This is a genomic window from Arthrobacter sp. B0490 (genome assembly GCF_002929355.1).
In the GTDB taxonomy this organism is placed as follows: Bacteria; Actinomycetota; Actinomycetes; order Actinomycetales; family Micrococcaceae; genus Arthrobacter_D.
On record NZ_PJIR01000005.1, the window covers coordinates 246,816 to 266,828 of the forward strand.

At 71.4% G+C, this 20,013-nt stretch carries 20 protein-coding genes; 8 read left to right on the top strand and 12 right to left on the bottom strand.

All coding sequences use genetic code 11. The features are described from left to right. Window positions 1–6: 6 nt before the first annotated feature. The 6 genes from CXQ97_RS10650 to CXQ97_RS10675 form a co-directional block, all read right to left on the bottom strand. Complete coding sequence (locus CXQ97_RS10650; protein WP_104180828.1) at window positions 7–879, bottom strand: 4'-phosphopantetheinyl transferase superfamily protein; 873 nt, start codon at window positions 877–879, stop codon at window positions 7–9. Between the two features lie 61 nt (window positions 880–940). After that, the gene (locus CXQ97_RS10655; RefSeq protein ID WP_104180829.1) at window positions 941–1,180 is read right to left on the bottom strand and encodes a hypothetical protein; all 240 of its coding nucleotides are present in this window, start codon (window positions 1,178–1,180) and stop codon (window positions 941–943) included. 135 nt (window positions 1,181–1,315) lie between these two features. Beyond that, a complete protein-coding gene (locus tag CXQ97_RS10660) occupies window positions 1,316–2,278 on the bottom strand; it encodes an NUDIX hydrolase (RefSeq protein WP_104180830.1) in 963 nt (320 codons plus the stop codon). Then, a complete protein-coding gene (locus tag CXQ97_RS10665) occupies window positions 2,278–4,497 on the bottom strand; it encodes an RNA degradosome polyphosphate kinase (protein WP_104180831.1) in 2,220 nt (739 codons plus the stop codon). Before CXQ97_RS10665 ends, CXQ97_RS10660 begins: the two co-directional genes overlap by 1 nt. An 87-nt stretch (window positions 4,498–4,584) precedes the next feature. Next, on the bottom strand, window positions 4,585–5,541 hold the full coding sequence (gene mshD, locus CXQ97_RS10670) for a mycothiol synthase (protein WP_104180832.1): 957 nt from the start codon (window positions 5,539–5,541) through the stop codon (window positions 4,585–4,587). A 199-nt stretch (window positions 5,542–5,740) separates the two neighbouring features. After that, window positions 5,741–6,448 (bottom strand): response regulator transcription factor, encoded by a 708-nt coding sequence (locus CXQ97_RS10675; RefSeq protein WP_104180833.1) that lies wholly within the window; start codon window positions 6,446–6,448, stop codon window positions 5,741–5,743. Window positions 6,449–6,647: 199 nt separating this feature from the next. Between CXQ97_RS10675 and CXQ97_RS10680 the strand changes: the two genes are divergently transcribed. From CXQ97_RS10680 to CXQ97_RS10695, 4 genes are all read left to right on the top strand, one after another. Beyond that, on the top strand, window positions 6,648–7,385 hold the full coding sequence (locus CXQ97_RS10680) for a hypothetical protein (RefSeq protein WP_258062480.1): 738 nt from the start codon (window positions 6,648–6,650) through the stop codon (window positions 7,383–7,385). Window positions 7,386–7,583: 198 nt separating this feature from the next. Further along, window positions 7,584–8,183 carry an FABP family protein gene (locus CXQ97_RS10685; RefSeq protein WP_104180834.1) on the top strand — a complete coding sequence of 200 codons (600 nt, stop codon included), beginning with the start codon at window positions 7,584–7,586 and terminating at the stop codon, window positions 8,181–8,183. Between the two features lie 63 nt (window positions 8,184–8,246). Beyond that, window positions 8,247–9,332 carry a folate-binding protein YgfZ gene (locus CXQ97_RS10690; protein ID WP_104180835.1) on the top strand — a complete coding sequence of 362 codons (1,086 nt, stop codon included), beginning with the start codon at window positions 8,247–8,249 and terminating at the stop codon, window positions 9,330–9,332. Then, window positions 9,329–9,769 carry an ankyrin repeat domain-containing protein gene (locus tag CXQ97_RS10695; RefSeq protein ID WP_104180836.1) on the top strand — a complete coding sequence of 147 codons (441 nt, stop codon included), beginning with the start codon at window positions 9,329–9,331 and terminating at the stop codon, window positions 9,767–9,769. Before CXQ97_RS10690 ends, CXQ97_RS10695 begins: the two co-directional genes overlap by 4 nt. A 54-nt stretch (window positions 9,770–9,823) precedes the next feature. On the opposite strand, the gene CXQ97_RS10700 is transcribed toward CXQ97_RS10695, so the two are convergent. Both CXQ97_RS10700 and CXQ97_RS10705 read right to left on the bottom strand, forming a co-directional pair. Further along, complete coding sequence (locus CXQ97_RS10700) at window positions 9,824–10,546, bottom strand: GNAT family N-acetyltransferase (RefSeq protein WP_104180837.1); 723 nt, start codon at window positions 10,544–10,546, stop codon at window positions 9,824–9,826. Window positions 10,547–10,549: 3 nt separating this feature from the next. Beyond that, entirely contained in the window at window positions 10,550–11,575 is a 1,026-nt protein-coding gene (locus CXQ97_RS10705; RefSeq protein WP_104180838.1) for a 6-phosphofructokinase, read from the bottom strand. A 233-nt stretch (window positions 11,576–11,808) separates the two neighbouring features. Between CXQ97_RS10705 and CXQ97_RS10710 the strand changes: the two genes are divergently transcribed. Further along, on the top strand, window positions 11,809–12,675 hold the full coding sequence (locus CXQ97_RS10710; RefSeq protein ID WP_258062481.1) for a UbiA family prenyltransferase: 867 nt from the start codon (window positions 11,809–11,811) through the stop codon (window positions 12,673–12,675). Continuing rightward, a complete protein-coding gene (locus CXQ97_RS10715; RefSeq protein WP_104180839.1) occupies window positions 12,672–14,120 on the top strand; it encodes an NAD(P)/FAD-dependent oxidoreductase in 1,449 nt (482 codons plus the stop codon). The genes CXQ97_RS10710 and CXQ97_RS10715 overlap by 4 nt, the downstream gene beginning before the upstream one ends. A 14-nt stretch (window positions 14,121–14,134) precedes the next feature. Here the strand turns inward: CXQ97_RS10715 and CXQ97_RS10720 are convergent, their stop codons facing one another. The 4 genes from CXQ97_RS10720 to CXQ97_RS20555 form a co-directional block, all read right to left on the bottom strand. Then, window positions 14,135–14,941, bottom strand: a complete 807-nt coding sequence (locus CXQ97_RS10720; RefSeq protein WP_181035039.1) for a carotenoid biosynthesis protein — start codon at window positions 14,939–14,941, stop codon at window positions 14,135–14,137. An 80-nt stretch (window positions 14,942–15,021) separates the two neighbouring features. Then, window positions 15,022–15,261 carry a PspC domain-containing protein gene (locus CXQ97_RS10725; protein ID WP_104180841.1) on the bottom strand — a complete coding sequence of 80 codons (240 nt, stop codon included), beginning with the start codon at window positions 15,259–15,261 and terminating at the stop codon, window positions 15,022–15,024. A 37-nt stretch (window positions 15,262–15,298) separates the two neighbouring features. Further along, on the bottom strand, window positions 15,299–15,544 hold the full coding sequence (locus tag CXQ97_RS10730) for a hypothetical protein (protein ID WP_104180842.1): 246 nt from the start codon (window positions 15,542–15,544) through the stop codon (window positions 15,299–15,301). Beyond that, complete coding sequence (locus CXQ97_RS20555; RefSeq protein ID WP_181035040.1) at window positions 15,541–17,559, bottom strand: PspC domain-containing protein; 2,019 nt, start codon at window positions 17,557–17,559, stop codon at window positions 15,541–15,543. Before CXQ97_RS20555 ends, CXQ97_RS10730 begins: the two co-directional genes overlap by 4 nt. A 124-nt stretch (window positions 17,560–17,683) precedes the next feature. Here CXQ97_RS20555 and CXQ97_RS10745 point away from each other — a divergent pair, with 124 nt between their 5' ends. Continuing rightward, the gene (locus tag CXQ97_RS10745; protein WP_104180844.1) at window positions 17,684–19,144 is read left to right on the top strand and encodes an ATP-binding protein; all 1,461 of its coding nucleotides are present in this window, start codon (window positions 17,684–17,686) and stop codon (window positions 19,142–19,144) included. 177 nt (window positions 19,145–19,321) lie between these two features. Then, window positions 19,322–20,002 carry a response regulator transcription factor gene (locus CXQ97_RS10750; RefSeq protein WP_104180845.1) on the top strand — a complete coding sequence of 227 codons (681 nt, stop codon included), beginning with the start codon at window positions 19,322–19,324 and terminating at the stop codon, window positions 20,000–20,002. The last annotated feature ends 11 nt before the right edge of the window (window positions 20,003–20,013 follow it).

The following is a 20,013-nucleotide window of genomic DNA, read 5'->3' on the forward strand; positions in this document are numbered from 1 at the left end:
CCCGGCTCACCCGGCGACGGCGACGGCCGCCACGAGTCCCAGCGGTTCGAGCACAGTGCCCTCGACGGCCTGCAGATCGGTGATCCTGGCATCCCGCAGTACGTCGACCGCATCCGGATCACCGGCCGTGAATCCGGTACCCAGCGCCTTGACCAGGGCCTCCTTGCGGGTCCACAGGCGGGCGCGGGCTCTGCCCCGGTCGGCGAACGGGAGGAGCCCGACGGCGCGCTGCTCCTCGGAGGTCAGGGCTACCCCGTCGAACCCGTCGAAGTCCACCTCCGACGCCGCAGCGAGGTCGATGCCGAGCGCCGGGGCCCCGAGGGGAGCGACGCCGGGCCGAGGCGGGCCGGCGGGATCACCACCGCGAGCGCGTGGGCCTGCCGGGTCGATGCGGAGGGCCGGGGGCCGGGCAGGAGCGACACCGGGTGCGGCCGGCCCCGTGGGTGCAACCCCGCGCAGGTCGAGCGCGCCGAGCAGGGCGAAACCGCCGGCCCGGGACAGGCTGAGCGCGAGGGGCACGCGTTCGCCGTCGAGCAGGTAGGACGGTCGTCCGTGATCCGGCCGACCCGCCGGTCCGCAGCGCGGACACGTGGAATCGGAGACGAGCCGCTCCGACCCCTCCCCGAGTAGATCGGCCACGAGGAGGCGCAGGAGGTACCGGCCCGCGGCGAAGGATCCTGATGCGGCGGTATCACGGGCGCGCGCCGCGCGTGCGCGTTCGACGTCGTCGAGGCGGCTGAGCATCATGCCGACGGGCGGGAGGTCGGCGCCGGGGCCGATCGCCCGCAGGCGGAGCGCGACTGTCGGCACGCCGGTCGGACCGGCGCATGCCGTGCGTGCGACGGCAGGGGTGATGGGTGTGCCGGGGAAGGACGTCATGCCCTCATCGTCCCCCGGGCACGAGGGCCCACGCGAGGGGTCGCGCCGATCGGCGTCGGGCCTAGTGGCCGCCGCCGAACAGTTCGGCACACACGTCGTCCCGCAGCACGAACGGCCGGGGACGGTCGCTGTCCGCGGGCCGTCCGTAGACGTAGTACCCGCGGCCCTCGCCCGGTCCTCCGGCGGCTCGATCGATGGCGTGCAGGAGCCTCGGCGTCAGCGGTCCGGTGGGCCCGATCCTGTGGATCTGCTCGATCTCGTGCGGCGCGAGCGCCCGCACGAGGCCCTTCACATCGGCCATGGGTGCGTTCCTCTCGTCGGTGCCGGTCCCTGCGTGAGGGTCCGACACTAGGCGTCCGGGGTGAACGCATCGTGAACGGAGGTCGTATCGGCGCTGACTCCACGTGAACTGATCGACGTCGCGGGTAGCTGCGGGTCAGTCGTCGTACGCGCGGAACTGCTCCACCGAGACGATGCGCCCCTGGTTCGAGCTGCTCACCTGGCAGATCACCGCTTCGCCCGGCGCGAGGTACGGGTCCTCGACGGGCAGGAGGTCCTGCAGCTCATCCGCCATGTGGTGTCCGAGGACGGAGAACACGAGGGGCAGGACGGGACGGTGCGTGCAGACGGCCACCGGGCGGCGCTTGTCGAAGACCCGCTCGACGGCGGCCCTGGTGCGCCCCGGCCTGCGCGCGGCGTTCCGCTCCGTGAGGGCGTCGACGAGCTTGAGCTTCGCACTGCGCTGGTTCACGTAGGGGGAGATGGTCTGCACGCACCGCTCCCACGGGCTGCTCACCACACGCTCGGGATTCCACGCCTGCAGGAGTCGGCTCACCGCGATGGCCTGCCGCCGGCCGGTCGCGGCGAGCGGCCGGTCGCCCTCCGCCCGGCTCCAGGAGGACCGGGGTTTCGCCTTCGCGTGCCGCACCACGATCAGGGGCCATGTCTGCAGGTTCTTCGCGGCGTGCGCTGCGACGAGGGCGTCCAACGGTTCGACGTCGGACGGGTTGCTCAGCATGTCCCGCGCCCTCTCCGGCGACACCCACTGCGCCCGGTCCACCTCCTTGCCGTCAGGCACGGGGCGCAGCCGGTCGGTCCTCGCCGCCCAGTACAGGACCACCTTCTCGCCCGAGGCCACCGGGTAGTTGATGGTCGCGAGCGGGATGCCGAGCTTGACGCTGAGGCCCACCTCCTCGAACGTCTCGCGGATGGCGCACTCCGGCGTCGTCTCTCCGGGATCGAGCTTGCCCTTCGGCCACGACCAGTCCCGGTAGCGGGGCCGGTGGATGATCAGGACCTCGAGCTGGCCCTTCTCGAGACGCCAGCAGAGCGTCCCGGCCGCGACGATCTCACCGCCCTGGGTGGAAGCGGCAGTGGTGTCTTCCGTCGGTGCGGCCATCAGCGGCGTGACACCGCTCGCTGCCGGGCGCGCGATGCGAGCAGCCAGGACTGGATGTCCTCGAGGGGGGCGCCGTCGTCGTCCTTGTGGTGGCGCGTCCAGCAGCCCGTCTCGTCCAGGTGCCAGCTGGAGACCTCGGGGTTCATGTAGCGGTCCATGAGGCTCATCAGGTAGGAGATGTCCTCCGGGGCGCTGAGCTGCACCAGGGCCTCGACGCGACGGTCCAGATTGCGGTGCATCATGTCCGCCGATCCGATGAACACCGCCGGCTCGCCGCCGTTCGCGAAGGCGAAGACACGCGAGTGTTCCAGGAAGCGGCCCAGGACCGAACGAACGGTCACGTTCTCGCTCAGGCCGGGGACACCCGGCCGGACCGAGCAGATGCCGCGGACGATCACGTCCACCCTCACGCCCGCCTGCGACGCGCGGTAGAGCGAGTCGATGATCGCCTCGTCCACCATCGAGTTGACCTTGATGATGACGCGTGCGGCACGGCCGGCCTGCTTGTTGGCGATCTCCCGTTCGATCCGGTCGATCAGGCCCGAGCGCACGGAGCGCGGAGCGACGAGAAGGCGCTTGAACGTCGACTTCGGGGCGTACCCGGAGAGCTGGTTGAACAGGCGGGAGAGGTCCTGACCCACCTGCTCGTTGGCCGTGAGCAGGCCGAGGTCCTCGTAGTACCGGGCGGTACGCGGGTGGTAGTTGCCCGTGCCGATGTGGCAGTAGCGGCGCAGGCCGTCGATCTCCTGCCGGACCACGAGGGAGAGCTTGCAGTGCGTCTTCAGGCCCACAATGCCGTAGACCACGTGCACGCCGGCCTGCTCGAGCTTTCGTGCCCAGGAGATGTTGGCCTGCTCGTCGAAGCGGGCCTTGATCTCGACGAGTGCCAGCACCTGCTTGCCCGCCTCGGCGGCGTCGATGAGGGCATCGACGATGGGGGAGTCGCCCGAGGTCCGGTAGAGGGTCTGCTTGATCGCCTGGACCTTCGGATCGCCGGCCGCCTGCTCGAGGAACGCCTGGACCGACGTCGAGAAGGAGTCGTACGGGTGGTGCAGCAGGATGTCCCTGCGGCGCATCGCCGCGAAGACGTTCGCGGCCTTCGAGGTCTCGCTCTCGTTGAGGTGGCGGCTCGTGTGCGGGACGTGCTTCGGGTAGTGCAGGTCGCCGCGGTCGATCCCGGCGATCACGCTCAGTCCCCGCAGGTCGAGGGGAGCGGGGAGCGTGTAGACCTCGTCCTCCTCCACGCCGAGTTCGCGGGACAGGAGTGCCCGGATGCTCGGGTTGATGTCCGTGGTCACCTCCAGGCGAACGGGCGGACCGAACCGGCGGCGCAGGAGCTCCTTCTCGAGGGCCTGGAGGAGGTTCTCGGCGTCGTCCTCCTCGACCTCGAGGTCCTCGTTGCGCGTGACGCGGAACAGGTGGTGCTCGAGGACCTCCATACCCGGGAAGAGCTGGTCGAGGTGGACGGCGATGACCTCCTCGAGCGGGATGAAGCGCGCGATGCGCCCGGCGACGTTGCCGGCACGCGGACCGTCGACGGACATGAGCCGCGGCAGCTGATCGGGCACCTTGACGCGCGCGAAGAGCTCCTTGTCGCTGACGGGGTTGCGGACCACGACGGCGAGGTTGAGGGACAGCCCCGAGATGTAGGGGAAGGGGTGCGCCGGATCGACGGCGAGCGGCGTGAGGATCGGGAAGACCTTCTCGGCGAACATCTTGTGCAGATCCGCACGCGCGGTCTCGTCGAGCTCCTCCCAGGTGGTGAGGTGGATCTGCTCCTCGGCGAGCGCCGGCCGGATGTGCTCGGCGAACGCGGCGGCATGGCGCTGCTGCAGCTGGTAGCCGTCGTTCATGATCTTCTCGAGCTGCTCGATCGGGCTGAGTCCCGCTGCGGAGGGCACCGCGAGACCCGTGGCGATGCGCCGCTTCAGGCCCGCGACGCGCACCATGAAGAACTCGTCGAGGTTGGACGCGAAGATGGAGAGGAAGCTGACGCGCTCGAGGAGGAACAGGTCGGGGTCCTCCGCCAGTTCGAGGACGCGCGCGTTGAAGTCGAGCCAGCTGATCTCCCGGTCCAGGAAGCGGTCCGGGCGGATGTCGCCGGTGGGCAGGAGGCTCGGAGCGAAGTCCGGGATGTCGATACGGTCCTGCGTCGCTCGGGCCGGAGCCGTCTCGGAAGATCCGTACAGTGACGCGCTCCGGCGTCGTGTCTCATCCATTGCGTCTCCTGCAGCGTGGGCGGGCATGGGCTCGTGTCCCCGCCCGACAGGCCGGGACACGCCTCGGAAACAACCTTACAAGGTGGGTTACGCCGACTTGCCCGCGTACATGACGTCGACGTCCCAGCGCGTGAAGCCGAGCTTCCGGTACAGGGCGACGGCCGCCGCGTTGTCCGCGTCGACGTACAGCATGATGGCCTGCAGGCCCTTGCCGTGCAGGTGGTCGATGCCTGCGATGGTCAGCGCCTTGCCGAGGCCCAGGCCCTGGGCCTCCGGCGTCACTCCCACGACGTACACCTCGCCCATGGCGGGATGCGCACCCACGGCCGGGTGCACCTTCGTCCAGTGGAAGCCGAGCAGCGCGCCGTCCTCCTCCCGCACGGCGAGCAGGAAGCCGTCGGCGTCGAACCACTCCTCGTCCATGCGTGCCTCGAGGTCGGCACGCGTGGTGGCACCCTGCTCCGGATGGTGGGCGAACGCCGCGGCGTTGGCCGCGAGCCACGCCTCCTCGTCCTGGCCTCGGACGAACGCCCGCAGCGCGACGCCGTCGGGCAGCCGGACCTCGGGGACGGACTGCTCGGCCGCCGCACGCGTCAGGCGCATCCGCCACAGCTCGCGCACCGGCGCGAACCCGAACCGCGCGGCGAGGTCCGCGGCGGCCGAGTGGTTGCCGTGGGACCACCCGCGAAGATCGCTGATCCCCTCGGCCAGGACCGCCTCGATGAGGGCGGTACCCACCCCCTCGCCACGACAGTCGGGGCCGACGACGAGTTCGAGCACCGCTCCGTCCGGACTCCCGGAGATCACGGCCACACCCGCGAGCTCACCGTCCTGCTGCCCCGCGTCGCGTGCCGCGAGGACCAGCAGTCGATCGCCGGCGTCCTGTGCGCGGAGGGTCAGGAGGGTCTGCTCGGACAGGGGCGGGTTGCCGTCCGCCTCCGCCGCGGCCGACGCCAGGCGGCGGATGTCGCCGAGCGCGGCCGGGTCGGGAGCGCCCGCGATCCGCTCGACGGACCAGGTGGGGACAGGCTGCGCGGCGGTCATGCGCCCAGCCTAGCCCCGCCCGCCCCGGGGTTTGGCGACCGGCCCACCGTGCGCTAGTCTTGAACCCGCTCGAGGGGGATGCGCCAGTGGGGCGCCCGCGATACGTTCGACCCGTATGTCCTCCACCAAGGTTCCGCACGGAACGACGAGGAAGCCCCTTCCACCCACGGGTGGAAGGGGCTTGTTCGTGTCCGGCCGCTCAGGCGTCCTGGTTGACCGAGTTCCGGTCCTCCGGCAGGCGGGTGAGGGTGAAGCGGTAGCCGACGTTCCGCACCGTCCCGATCAGCTGCTCGTGGTCGGACCCCAGCTTCGCGCGGAGGCGCCGAACGTGCACGTCGACGGTGCGCGTGCCTCCGTAGTAGTCGTAGCCCCACACCTCGTGCAGGAGCTGGTCACGCGTGAAGACACGGCCCGGATGCTGGGCCAGGTACTTCAGCAGCTCGAACTCCTTGTACGTGAGGTTCAGCGGCTCCCCGCCCACCCGCGCGGTGTAGCTGGCCTCGTCGATCACCACGCCGGACGCGTGGATCTCGGTGCTCGTCTCCTCGCTGGCCGCCGCGGAGCGTGCGATCACGAGCCGCAGCCGTGCCTCCACCTCCGCCGGACCGGCCGAATCGAGGACGACGTCGTCCGCGAGCCAGTTCGCAGCGACCGCCGCCATGCCGCCCTCGGTGAGGACGAGGACGAGGGGGGCGCTGAGACCCGTGGCCTTGAGGAGCTGGGTGAGGGAGCGGGCGCCGACCAGGTCCTTCCGCGCGTCCACCAGCACGACGTCGCAGGGTTCGGTCTCGAGCAGGGCCGTCGGCTCCGCCGCGAGGATGTGCACCTTGTGGTTCAGCAGCTCGAGGGCCGGCAGGATCTCGACGGACGAGCCGGTGGTATTGGTCAGCATCAGGATGTGCGGCATGTGTCCTCCACGGGTCGGGAACGCGCATCATCGGGCGGTGGCGCCTTCGTTCCGGACCGGGAGTCGAGGGCGGTAAAGATTTGACCAAGTATAGCCGCCGCGCTGTGAGGCGGCCCACGTGTCCCCGTCCTGCGCCCTCCGCAGGTTTTCGTGCCTCCTGTGCGCGTAGGGCAGTATTGCTCGGGTGAAGAGGACGAGCGTGGCTGCAGCGGCCGGAGCGGCGGCGCTGACGACCGGGGCGATCGTCGCGTCCTCCTACGTCTCCCTCCTCGCCGTCGCGATCACCGCGGGGGCCGCCTGCGTCCTGGCCGCCGTCGGGTGGCCCTACGTCCTGCGCGTACCCGCGAAGAAGACCCAGTCGGCAGCGATCGGGCTGAGCGCCCTGCTCGCGGTCGTCCTCACGGCGACCACGCCCGGGCCGGCCTTCCTCACCTGGTTCCCCGCGTCCGTGGCCCTCGGGGTCGGCGCCGTCTTCATGATCCAGCTCCTCCGCGGCACCGGGCAGAGCCTCCGGCTGGAGTCGACGCTCGGCGCGAGCTCCGGGGTCGTCGTCATCGGCATGGGATCGGGATGGGTCGCTGCCGAGCGCCTGGCCGCGAACGCCGCGGACTCCGGGATGATGCTCGTGACGGGGGTCAGCGTCCTCATCGCGATCGCCGTGTGCCTCCTGCCCTTCCCCGACCGCCTCGTGGCGCCCGCCGCCGTCGTCCTCGCCGCGCTCGCCGGTCCGCTCGGTGCCCTGCTCCTGACCGACGTGCCGGCCCTGGCGGCGGCTTCGGTGGGACTCGCCGGCGGCGTCGTGATCGCCGGGACCCGCCGGCTGCTCGTCGGCCGGGACACGCCGCTGACGGTCGTCGCGGCGATCTCCGCCGGCGTCGCCCCGGTGCTCGCGATCGGCGCCGTCGTGTACTTCCTCGACAAGCTGTTCCTCTCCTGAACGCACCTCCCCGGGCGGGAGGCGCCTGTCGGGCACCGTCCGGGCCGGGCGTTAGGATGGAAGCATGTCCATCCTCGCTCTTGAAATCTTCTTCATCTCGCTGCTGGTCGTCGCCGGTCTCGGCATGGCAGGTTTCGCAGCCCTCGTCATCACGCGCCTGTACAAGGGCCAGAAGTAGCCGACCGACCGGGAGTCCCCATGTCGATTGACCTGCCCACCGACCTCACGCCCGAGCTCGTCCCCCTGTCGTGGCTCCTCGGCACCTGGGAAGGGACCGGGATGCTCGGAGAAGGCACCGCCGACTCCGAGCGCTTCTCCCAGCGGGTCTCGTTCTCGCAGAACGGCCTCCCCTACCTGCAGTACAGCGCCGAGTCCTGGCTCATCGACGAACAGGGCTCCCGGCTACGGCCGCTCTCCGTCGAGACCGGCTTCTGGGCCCTCGACCGCAAGCTCAACGACGCGGACGTCGGTCCCGGCCTGAGCCCCGCCGACATCGTCCCGGCCCTCAAGACGGCCGACGAGGTGGAGCAGTTCCGCAACGACGCCGGCGGCTTCGACATCACCGCGACAGTCGTCCACCCGGGCGGCATCGCCGAGCTCTATTACGGCAGCATCAAGGGCCCGCAGATCCAGCTCAGCACCGACCTCGTGATGCGCGGCCAGCACTCCAAGGAGTACACCGCTGCCACACGCCTGTTCGGCCTCGTCGAGGGCAACCTCTACTGGCGCTGGGATGTCGCCGCCGACGGCAACTCCCTCGAGGCCCATGCCTCCGCCATCCTCAAGAAAGTCCCCTGAGCGCCCCGCCGCGCTCCCCATCCACATTGCGGAATAGTCCCGTCCGGAAGGCGTTATACCGTCATGACCTCCCGCAGCCCCTTACTCAGCCGTTCCGGTGCCGTCGAGGGCGGCGGAGCCGATGCCGCAGTGGCATCCCACTACGGTGACCCGTTCCGCGAGCAGCGTCTCCTCGCCGACGGGGAGGCCGTCGTCGACCTCTCCCACCGGGGGGTCGTGACCGTCTCCGGGCCCGATCGACTCAGCTGGCTCAACACGCTCTCCTCCCAGCTGCTCCTCGGGCTGCAGCCCGGGCAGAGTTCGGAGACGCTGCTCCTCACCGTGCAGGGCCGCATCGAGTTCTCGGCGCACGTCGTGGACGACGGCGCCACCACCTGGCTCATCACGGAGGGCGGGGAGGCAGCGTCGCTGGCCGCGTTCCTCGAGCGCATGAAGTTCATGCTCCGGGTCGACGTCACGGACGTCACCGGCACCCGGGCCGTCCTCGGTGCCACCCGGGCGCTGCCGGAACTGGGCGACGCCGTCGTCTGGGAGGACCCGTGGCCCACCGTCCGCGCCGGCGGCTACGCCTACTCGACGGTCGACGACGGGCACCCCGGACGCGAGCGGCCGTGGTTCGAGTTCCTCGTGCCACGCGACGGGCTCGAGGCCGCGGTCGCCGCAACGGGTCTGGAGCTCGCCGGCTCGCTCGCGGCCGAGGCCCTGCGCATCGCCGCATGGCGGCCGAGGCCCGGCCTCGAGACGGACGAGAAGACCATCCCGCACGAACTCGACCTCATGCGTACCGCCGTGCATCTCGCGAAGGGCTGCTACAAGGGCCAGGAGACGATCGCGCGCGTGCACAACCTCGGGCACCCGCCCCGCAGGCTCACCTTCCTGCACCTCGACGGGAGCCAGCACACCCTCCCGGCGCCGGGCAGCCCCGTGATCGTCGAGGGCCGCACCGTGGGCAGGGTCACCTCCGTGGGCCACCATTACGAGATGGGCCCGATCGCGCTCGCCATCCTCAAGCGTTCCGTCGACGCCTCCCTGGACCTCCTCGTCCAGGACGGGGAGGAGCGGTACGCCGCCGGCCAGGAGGTCATCGTCGCGCCGGACGCGGGGCAGGTCGTCGGACGGACCACGGGCTTCCTGAAGGCGCCACGATGACCCCGGCAGACGACACCGGCCACCAGCCCGGCACCCCGGGCCGGGACGGGCACGACGACGGTGCCGCGGCCGCGATAGCCCTCGCACACGCCCTGTTCGACGCGGCACGGCAGGGCGACGCCTCGACCCTGACGCGGTACCTCGATGCCGGCGTGCCGTTCACCCTGACGAACACCGCCGGCGACAGCCTGCTGATGCTCGCCGCGTACAACGGTCACGCCGCCGTCGTGCGTGATCTCCTGGCGCGCGGAGCCGAAGCCGACCAGGCGAACGACCGCGGGCAGACTCCCCTCGCGGGCGCCGTCTTCAAGGGGCACCAGGACGTCGCGCGGCTCCTCGTCGACGCGGGTGCGGATCCGGAGGCGGGGACGCCGTCGGCACGTGCCGCGGCCGAGATGTTCGGGCGGGCCGAGCTCCTGGAACTGTTCGGCCGGTAGCCCGCGGGCGCTGAGCACCGCGTCCCCCGGACCGGCCGGCGGGCGGGATGCACCTCATCGGGGGTCGAGGGCCACCGACGTCTGCGTCCCCGCGAACACGAAGCCCGCCCTGCGGGCCGTCCGCTGGGACGCGGTGTTGTCGGTCCGTGCCCGCCACTGGGGAACGAGGCCCGCGGCCATGGCCTCCTCGACCGCGACGGCTGCCACCCGCCCCGCATAGCCCTTGCGTCGTTCCCCGGGGGGCGTGATGGCGGCGACGTGCGCCAGGATGCCCTCCCAGATGTCGTAGCCCGCGCCGGCCAGGGGGTCCGGCTGGGCGTCGCCCCCCTCGTTCCTGCCGTCGACCAGCACGAAGGGGTGTTCCACCCCTCCGAGATCCGCCTCGGCGACGTCGTCGGGCGGGCACCTGCGCTCGAGCTCACGGACGAGCGCGGCCTCGCTGGAGACGACGGCGGGTGGCTCGTCGAACCGCGGCAGTGCGTCGCAGAAGTACAGCTGGGCCTCCCCGAGCGCGCGTCCTCCGTGGTCGCGGGTGAGCGTGAGCAGCGTCGAGGCGCTCCGCAACTCCGGCCCGGAGAGGCTCCGCCCGGCCTCGACGGCCCAGGCCGGCCCCTTGAGGACCTCCCGCCCGAACAGGGTCACGAAGGTCAGGAGGGGAGCGTCGTCGTCCGTGCTGTACAGGCGCCCCGAGCCGCTCCCGAGTGCGCCGTCGTCGAGCCCGAGCAGCCGTGACCAGGCGAGCTGGATGATCGAGACGGTGCCCGGATCGAGGTCCATCGATCAGCCGAAGAGGATGGCGGCTTCGTCGTAGCGGTGCTGCGGGACCCGCTTGAGGTTCCCGAGCGCCGCTTCGAAGCCGACGTGCGCGATCTCCGTGCCGTTGAGGGACACCATGGTGCCCCACAGCTCGTCCGTCACCGAGTCCACCGCCGCCATGCCGAGGCGCGTGGCGAGTACGCGGTCGAACGACGTGGGGACGCCGCCGCGCTGGATGTGCCCGAGGATCGTCGCGCGCGTCTCGATGCCCGTGCGGGCCTCGAGCTCGGGGGCGAGCTGGTCGGCGATGCCGCCGAGGCGGGGCCGGCCGAAGGTGTCGAGCCCGCGCTCCGAGTGCGCCTGCTCCATGTGCGAGGGGACGAAGCCCTCGGCGACGACGACGAGGGGGGCGCGACCTCGGGCGTTGGCCGTCGCGACCCAGTCGGCGATCTGCTCGATGCTGGTCTGCTGTTCGGGGATGAGGATGGCGTGCGCGCCGGACGCCATGCCGGCGTGGAGGGCGATCCAGCCCACGTGGCGACCCATCACCTCGGCGATCATGCAGCGGCTGTGGGACTCGCCCGTGGTGCGCAGCCGGTCGATGGCCTCGGTGGCGATCTGCACCGCGGTGTCGAAACCGAAGGTGTAGTCGGTGGCATCGAGGTCGTTGTCGACGGTCTTGGGGACGCCGACGATGTTGAAGCCGAGGTCGGTGAGCCGCTTGGCCGCGGCCAGCGTCCCCTCGCCACCGATCGCGATGATCGCGTCGATGCCGAGGCGCTCCAGGTTCTCCCGGATGGCGTCGGCGCCGCCGTTGCCCTCGAAGGGGTTGGTGCGTGAGGTCCCGAGGATGGTGCCGCCCTGCTTGGAGATCCCCCTGACCGCGTGCCGGGGGAGGTCGACGACGTTGCCTTCGACGACGCCGCGCCACCCGTCACGGAAGCCGACGAACTCCTGCCCGTGCACCTTGATGCCCTTGAGCACGGCGCCGCGGATGACGGCGTTCAGCCCGGGGCAGTCGCCGCCGCTGGTGAGGATTCCGATCTTCATATGGCGTGGGGTTCCTTAGACGAGGAGGTGGATGGTCCATCGGGAGCACGCCGTCGGGCCCGTCTATGATTCTAGACACACGCCGCCCGCGCCGTCGGCGGCAGCTGCCCGCCGGTACGCACTGCGTCCCGGCGTCGGGTGCGCCGCCGAACACGTAGGCTGGGATCGTCCGGCGCACGAGGGGCTCGAGCCCGTCCTGTGCGCGCCCAGCCGGTCCGAGGAGGACACCCGCAGTGCCCGAGGCAGGTTTCGCGCCAGCGGCGCTGCGCATGGTCCATATCTCCCGTCCGGTCCTCTGGATCAACACGCTGGGTACCGGCGTCGTCGGCATGTGGCTCACCGGGTCGTTCTGGCAGGCGGACGCCCTCGCGCTGCTGGTCTGGCTCACGCTGCCGTTCAACCTGCTCATCTACGGCGTCAACGACATCTTCGACCAGGACACCGATGCCCTCAACCCACGCAAGGGTTCGCTCGAGGGCGCCCGCATCAGGGCCTCCGAGGTCCGCGCCATCTGGCTCGCCGTCGTCGTCACGAACGTGCCGTTCCTCGCCTGGTTCGCGCTGACCCTGCCGCCGGCGGCCCTCGCCTGGATAGCGCTCTACGCCCTCGTCTTCGTCTTCTATTCCGCTCCGCCCCTGCGGTTCAAGGCGCGACCGTTCGTCGATTCGATCAGCAACGCCGCCTACGCCTTCCCGCTCGTCCTCGTGCCCTACGCGCTGGGCGACGCACCGGTGTGGGCCGCCGCGCTCGGCCTCATGGCGTGGAGCGCGGCCAAGCACACGTACGACGCGGTCCAGGACATCGACGAGGACAGGGGAGCGGGCATCACGACGACGGCGGTGCGGCTCGGGGTCCGCGGCGTGGTGGCGTGGAGCGGCGCCTGGTGGGCCGTCTCGACCGTATGCTTCGCGCTCGTGAACATCCCTGTCGCCGTCGTGAACGCGCTGATCGCCGGCTGGCTCCTGTGGGCCCTCCACCGCGACCCGCGTCCCGAGACCGGCCACCGCCTGTACCGCTATTCGATCGCTTTCCCGTACGTGGCCGGAACCGTCGCGGGCGTCCAGCTCGTGGTCGCGCTGACCCTCGGGCTGTACCGATGAGTCGGGTCGTCGTCGTCGGAGGCGGGATCGGCGGCCTCACCGCTGCCGCGCTGCTCGGCCGCGCGGGCCACACCGTGACGCTCCTCGAAGCCGCCGACGCCGTGGGAGGCAAGAGCCGCCGCATCGAGGTGGCCGGGCAGCGCATGGACACGGGGCCGTCGCTGCTCACCTTCCCGTCCGTCTGGCGGGAACTCCTGGAGCTGCTCGACGCCGTCGGACCCACGGCCCACATCCCGTCCGGATCCTCCTCGGGACCTCCGGCCGCCGTAGCGGATCTCCGGCTCGAACGGCTCGCCGAGGTCGGTACCTACTACTACCGCGGCGACGAGTGCCCGCTGCCGGTGCCCGAGGGGCATGCTTGGCACGGGGCCTGGGTGCGCTTCGCGGCCGAGCACGGCGTCCTCGGCGGCGACGTGTCGAGCCTGCTGACCACGGGACCGCTTGAGAGGGCGTCCTACCCCGCACTGGCGCGGCTCGGCAGGCTGTACGGGCGCCGGCTCACCACCCGCAGCTACCTCGACAGCCTGCCCTGGCTCCCCGACGGCCTGCGCGAGGTCATCGCGATCCATACCCTCAACGCCGGCGTCAGCCCCACCCGCACGCCCGCTCTGTACGCGAGCATGCCGGCCATCATGGCGCAGGACGGCGTGTGGATCCCGGAGGGCGGCGTCTACGAACTGGTGCTGGCCCTGGAACGGCTCGCCGTCGACGCCGGCGTCGAGATCCGCACCGGCGAGCCGGTGCAGCGCATCGGACGACGGCGGGTCCGGACGGCCGCGGGTACCTACCCGGCCGACGCCGTCGTCAGCGCCGTCGACGCCCACCGCCTCGGGGGACTCCTCAGGGGCCGTCCGCCGCGGACACCGCGGAAGCTCACCTGCTCCGCCGTCGGCGTGTACGCGGTGCTCGCCCGGCCGTTGCCCGAGGGGACGAGCCGGCACGGTGTGATCATGCCGGACGACCCGGCGGCGCTGTACGCGAGTCTGGAGGCCGGTGAGGAACCGGCGCAGACCATGGCGTTCGCCAACTACTACCCGGCGCACGGGGTGTACCCGAACGCGTCGGCGACCCTGGCGCTGCTCCTCACCGCGCCGGCCAACGGGAGGACGTACTCGCTCGAGGACCCGTTCGTGCGGCGCGAACTCGACAGGACGACGCGCGTCCTGGGGCTCCCCGAGCCGATCGAGGAGTACTTCGGCACCTACGAGATCCTCGATCCCGGCTACTTCGGCGAGCGCGGTTCCGCCGGCGGGGCCCTGTACGGCGCGGTGCATCCCGCGTGGATGAGCGGGCCGTTCCACGTGCCGCCCTACTCGGATCCCGTGCGCCCCTGGCTGTGGCGCGTGGGAGCCTCGGTGCATCCGGGCGGAGGGCTGCCGGCGGTCCTCGGCGGGGCGATGATGTCCACGCAGAAGCTCCTGGCCCGGCTGGCGTCCGGGACCTGACGCAGGGTGACCCCTCAGGGGTGCGGCGCCGCCGCCACGGATTCCTTCGTCGCACCGGGAGTGTCCGCGGTCCGGGCGAGCTGCAGGCGGCGGCGGACGAGCAGGACGATCAGCGCGGCGGCCAGCACGGCGGGGAACACGAGCCCCGAGAAGACGCACACCCCGAGCCACAGGAACATCGAGACCAGGAGGCTGTCGACGAGCCCGGGCCGGAGGGGTACCTCGGTGAGGCGGCGGCCTCCGATCCAGGCCATCAGCGCGGATGCGATGAGCCCGGAGACGAGCCACCCGGCGTAGTTCGAGAGCGGCACGCCGTAGTAGGGGCCGCCGTCCGGCCAGATCCAGAAGCCGAGCGCAACCGCCCCCGGATCCAGCACGCCGTCGATCACGACCAGCAGCAGTCCGCCGAGGACGATCCGCCGCAGCATGCTCCCCGATCCGGACACCACGGCGACTGCGCCGATGACCAGGGGGACGTAGGAGAGGGGCAGCAGGTACGGGACGAGGCCGAGGATCGTGGGACCCAGCGGATCGCCGTAGTAGAACTCGCCGTAGGGGTAGCCCGTGGCCACCCCGAATCCCTCGATCAGGTAGCCGAAGACGGACACGGCCGCGAGTGCCGCGGCCCCGCGTGGCGCACCGAACTGCCGCACGAGCGCGATGAACGCCGGCAGCGCGATCAGCAGGTTGAAGCCGTACGACGCGTAGCTGGCACCCTCGACGTCGGGGAACCGCACCACGAAGTAGCCGGAGACGAAGAGGAACGCGCAGGACGCGATCAGCAGGCGGGGGAAGTTGCGGGCGGGGGTGGTCTTCGGCACGCTCTCCATCCTCGCAGGTCGGACAGCGGAAGGGGCATCCGCGGTGTGCGGATGCCCCTTCCGTGGGCGGCGCGGGTCCCCTAGCGGCCCAGGACCTTCTCGAGGACGATGCTGCCGTCGGTCGCGGGGAGCAGCAGCCACAGCACCAGGTAGAGCGGGAGGCCGATGAACGGGAGGAGGAAGCTGAGCAGCATCGCGATGCGTACGTAGCTCACGCGCCAGCCGTACTGCCGTGCGATGCCGGATGCGATACCGCCGAAGATGCCGCCGGGGGCTCGCTTGACGGGGGAGGAGCGGAGGATCCGGTAGAAGGACTGCATGGTGTGCCTTTCGGTTCAGGGCTGGGGTGCTCTGTGGTCAGTAGGTCGAAGGATCGTCGTCGTGGTCCTCGGGAGTCGGCCGCGTCCGTAGTGACAGGATGCCACCTGCCACCAGGGACAGCCCGACCCCGACCAGCAGGCCGAGCGCCACGATCACCGGGTCGATGGTCAACGAGATGAACTGGCTGACGAGGAGCAGGACGGCGACGGCGAGGAGCACGGCCCCCCAGATGATGGTGACGACGCGCGCTCGGCGCTTCGGTCGGGTCAGCGAGGTACTCATGGTGTGTCTCCTGCAGGGGTGGGTGAGCTCGGAGTGGGCGACGTGTCGGTACCCGGCGCCGTGACGACGGTGACGTCGCTCAGTGCGCCCCGCACGTCGAGGATGAGGGCGGCCCCGGTCGCGTCGGGGTTCAATTCACCGCTGCTCAGTTGCAGTACCCCGCCGTCGCTGTCGAACTGCGGCGACGGCGTGCCGAGGGTCGGCACGGAGCCCTGGGCGTCGGCGCTGCCGAGCGCCATCCGGGTACGCACCTCGACCGGCACGTCCTCGGGGACGATCACCGTCACGTCGCTCGCCAGCGAGTTGACCGGCACGACGACGTCGCGTGCGGGTCGTGGCAGGTCGGCGAGGTCGATCGTGGTCTGGGCTGCCAGGACGCTGTACCCGTCGGAGGCCGCCTGCAGCGATGCCGGGACGGTCCTCGACTCCTGGGCGACGATCCAGGCCCCTCCCGCCACGGTGAACGAGGCGATGAGCGCTCCGAGCGTCGCGAGGGCCGCCGTCAGCCCGACCAGTCCCGAGGTGCGTCCTCGCACTCCGAGGGCGACGACCCCGAGGGCGAGGACGATCGCAGCCGTCGCGAGAGCCACGACGACGGCATTGGAGACGTCGAGGACGTTCGTGTAGTCGAAGGCGAGGACGACGGCGGCGATCGTCACCGCACCACCCGCGAGGAGCGCCGTCGCAGATCCTGACGGACGGGGTGCGCGGTTGTCGAGGGTCCGTCCCCTGCGGGAAGAAGCTCCGGTCGCGGAGACCCCTGACCCCGGGTAGACCGAGGTGTCGGCCCAGCCCTGGTACGGCTGGTAGGGCTCGTACGGCTGGGGGTAGGCGCGGATGGCCTGCGTGGGTGCGTCAGGTCGGTAGGGCAGGGGGACGGTCCGGTAGGTGTCGTCGTCCTGGGCTCCCGTCCGGTGGTCGTGCGTTCCCGTCCGGTGGTCGTGACCGACGCCACCCACCGCGTCGTCTCTGGAGTCGTCTCTGGAGTCGTCCCCGGCGTCGTCCCCGACGGGCGAGGAGCCGGACGCCCCGGCGGGGCTCTCGGGACTCCCGGTACCTTCGGAGCCTGGGGTCCCGGAGAAGTGTCCGGAGCGCCCGGTACCGGAGTCCGGGGAGCCGCTGGCGTCGGCGGAACCGCTGGCACCCGCGATATCAGTGGGACCATCCGGGCCGGTGGACCCGGTAGGACCGAAGGAGCCTCCGAAACCCGCAGGACCATCCGGGCCGGTGGACCCGGTGGACCCGGTGGACCCGGTAGGACCGAAGGGACCGGTGGACCCGGTAGGACCGAAGGGACCGGTCGAGCCTCCGAAGCCCGCAGGTCCGGACCCGCCGAAGGGAGGCGGGCCGGCCGGCGCCGATGAGCCTGGACCGGACGAGCCTGGCCGGGAGGAATCTGGCCCCGATGAGCCCGGCTCGGACGAACCTGGCCCGGAGGAACCTGGCCCGAAGGAGCCCGGACCCGTCGGGGGGACCGGACCACCGCCCGGCCCGCCGCCGGAGCCGAAGGGGCCACCCGGCATTCCGGGACGAGTCCTGCCGTCGCTGGAGCGGTTGACGATCCAGTACACGAAGAGGACGACGGCTCCGATCCAGAACACGGTCCAGAAGAAACCGCCGCCACCGTGGAAGGGGACATTGGGGCCCCACAGGCCGACCGTCACCAGTGCGACCGCTCCGGTCAGACCGGTCGTCCAGGACCCACGGCCGGCCTGCTCGAGGTGGATGCGCCCGTCGGGCTCCGGGAGCAGGGCCCAGGCGAGTCCGTAGAGCAGCACCCCGATGCCTCCGAAGACCGCCAGGACCACGATGATCCCACGGACGAGGGCGAGGTCCAGCCCGGTACGGCGGGCTACGCCACCGGCGACTCCGCCGATCCAGCGGTCGGGTGCCCGGGTGACGTCCAGGCCGCGGATCCATCGGTAGAACGGCGACGAGGCGGGGTGCCCCGAGGGATTCGGAGCGGCCGGTTCTTGCTGCCAGGACGGCCCGCCTGGGTTCGGTGCTGAGGTCATGCCTCCATGCTTCCTCCGGATGGGGAGCGGGGGAATCGGGGCCAACCCTGATTGAACCCTGAGAGCGCCCTGATTCTGCTCCGGGAGAGTCCCCGGGACGGCTCCCGTGTGTTGTGATGTTGCTATGAGACCCCCGCTGCTGCGCAGATCCGACGGCGTGATCGCCGGCGTCTGTGCCGGGCTCGCGGTGCACCTGGGCATCGCTCGGTCCTGGGTCCGCGTGGGCATGGCCCTCCTGACCCTCGCCTCGGGTGCCGGCATCGTGCTCTACGCCTGGCTGTGGATCTTCGTCCCCACCGCGGCCGACAAGGCCGCCGAGGCGCAGCGGAGGAGCGGACCCGCAGCCTTCATGGAGGGCGTCGGTACCGCGACGGGCACTGCTCCCGGTACCGCGACCGGTACTGCATACCGCGCCGCGACCGGCACCGGTGGCATCGGGCACATCGGGAGCGTGGACGGTTCCGGTGGCTCCGGTGGCTCCGGTGGCTCCGGTGGCTCCGGTGGCTCCGGTGGCGTCGACGCATCAGCGTCCCGCGCCCCTCTCCCTGCCGGCGCAGGCACAGCCGATGCGGCGACGACGGGCCCCTTCGATGCCGACTCATGGCGTGACCGCACCATGAGCGCGGGCCGGCGGGAGATCCTGTTCGGTACGGCACTGCTGCTCGCGGCAGCCGTGCTCGTGGTGCAGCTGCTCGGTGTCCAGGTCAACTGGGGCTTCCTCCTCCCGATCGCCGTCGTCGCGACGGGGGCGGCCCTGGCCTGGGCACAGCTGGACGAGGTGCGGCGGGCCACGGTCATGAACCGTGCGGGTGCCGGCCGGGTTGGCGGGACGCTGCGGCTGCTCGCGGGCATCGTGCTGGTGGTGGCCGGCGTCCTCGTCGCCCTGTCCAGCAGCGGCTCGTGGACGCTGACCGTGGCCACGCTCGTCGCGGTGCTCGCCGTCCTCGCCGGCGTCGGGCTGGTCCTCGCGCCATGGGGCCTGAAGTTCTGGCGCGACCTCGAGAGGGAGCGGGCGGGCCGGGTCCGTGAGACGGAGCGCGCGGAGATCGCAGCCCACCTCCACGATTCCGTCCTGCAGACCCTCGCTCTCATCCAGAACCGGGCCGACTCCGAGACCGACGTGCTGCGCCTGGCGCGGGCGCAGGAGCGCGAACTGCGGTCCTGGCTGTTCGCCGATCCCACCCGTGATCCGGGCAGCCTCGCCGAGCGGCTGCGCGCGATGGCCGGCGAGATCGAGGACCTCTACGGCCACCCGGTCGCCGTCGTCGCGGTGGGTGACGCCGCCCTCGGGCCTGCGGAGGACGCCCTGGCACAGGCAGCACGTGAAGCGATGCTGAACGCCGCAAAGCACGCAGGAGTCGCGGTGTCCGTCTACCTGGAGGCGGGCTCCGACGCCGTCGAGGTCTTCGTCCGGGACCGGGGATCCGGGTTCGATCCGGAGGCCGTGCCGTCGGACCGCCTCGGGATCCGCGAATCGATCCACAGCAGGATGGCGCGGCACGGCGGGTCGTCGGATCTGCGCAGCGACGCGGAAGGCACGGAGGTGCGGCTGCGGCTACCCATCGCGGTCCGGCGGGAGGCGTAGGCCGGTCGTCTAGGCTGGCGGCAGCCCCCGACCCCGGTTCCGGGGCTTCGGGGAACGACACCGAGCGACGACCAAGTACGACGACGGTGACCGACGACGGCGAACGAACCCGAACGAATCCGGACGAACACCGAACGAACGAGAATGGCCGGCAGGGCGGCCGGGGGAGGAGTATCGATGGACGGCGACAACCCGCTGACGGACGCGGCGGTTTCCGGAACGGTCTCCGTGGTCATCGTCGACGACCATGGCATCTTCCGATCGGGACTTCGTGCAGCACTCGGCCCCGTCATCCGCGTGCTCGGCGAGGCCGCCACGGTCGAGGAGGCGGAGGCCGTCATCACGGCCACGGCTCCCGACGTCGTCCTCCTCGACGTACATCTGCCGGGCGGCCGCGGAGGCGGCGGCGCGGAGGTCCTCCACCGGTGCGCCAAGCGCGGGACCAGCTCCCGGTTCCTGGCCCTCAGCGTCTCGGACTCCGCCGAGGACGTCGTCGCCGTCATCCGCGCAGGCGCTCGCGGCTATGTCACCAAGACCATCTCCGGCCCCGAGATCACCGACGCGGTGCAACGGATCGCTTCGGGTGACGCGGTGTTCTCCCCGCGCCTCGCCGGATTCGTCCTCGACGCGTTCGGCACGGCGTCCGTCGCCGTCGACGACGAGCTCGACCGCCTCTCGGCCCGCGAACTCGAGGTCATGCGACTCATCGCCCGCGGGTACAGCTACAAGGAGACGGCGAAGGAACTCTTCATCTCCGTCAAGACCGTGGAGACGCACGTCTCCGCGGTCCTGCGGAAGCTGCAGCTGTCCTCGCGCCACGAACTCACGCGCTGGGCCACGGAGCGCAGACTGCTCTGAACCGCGGCCCG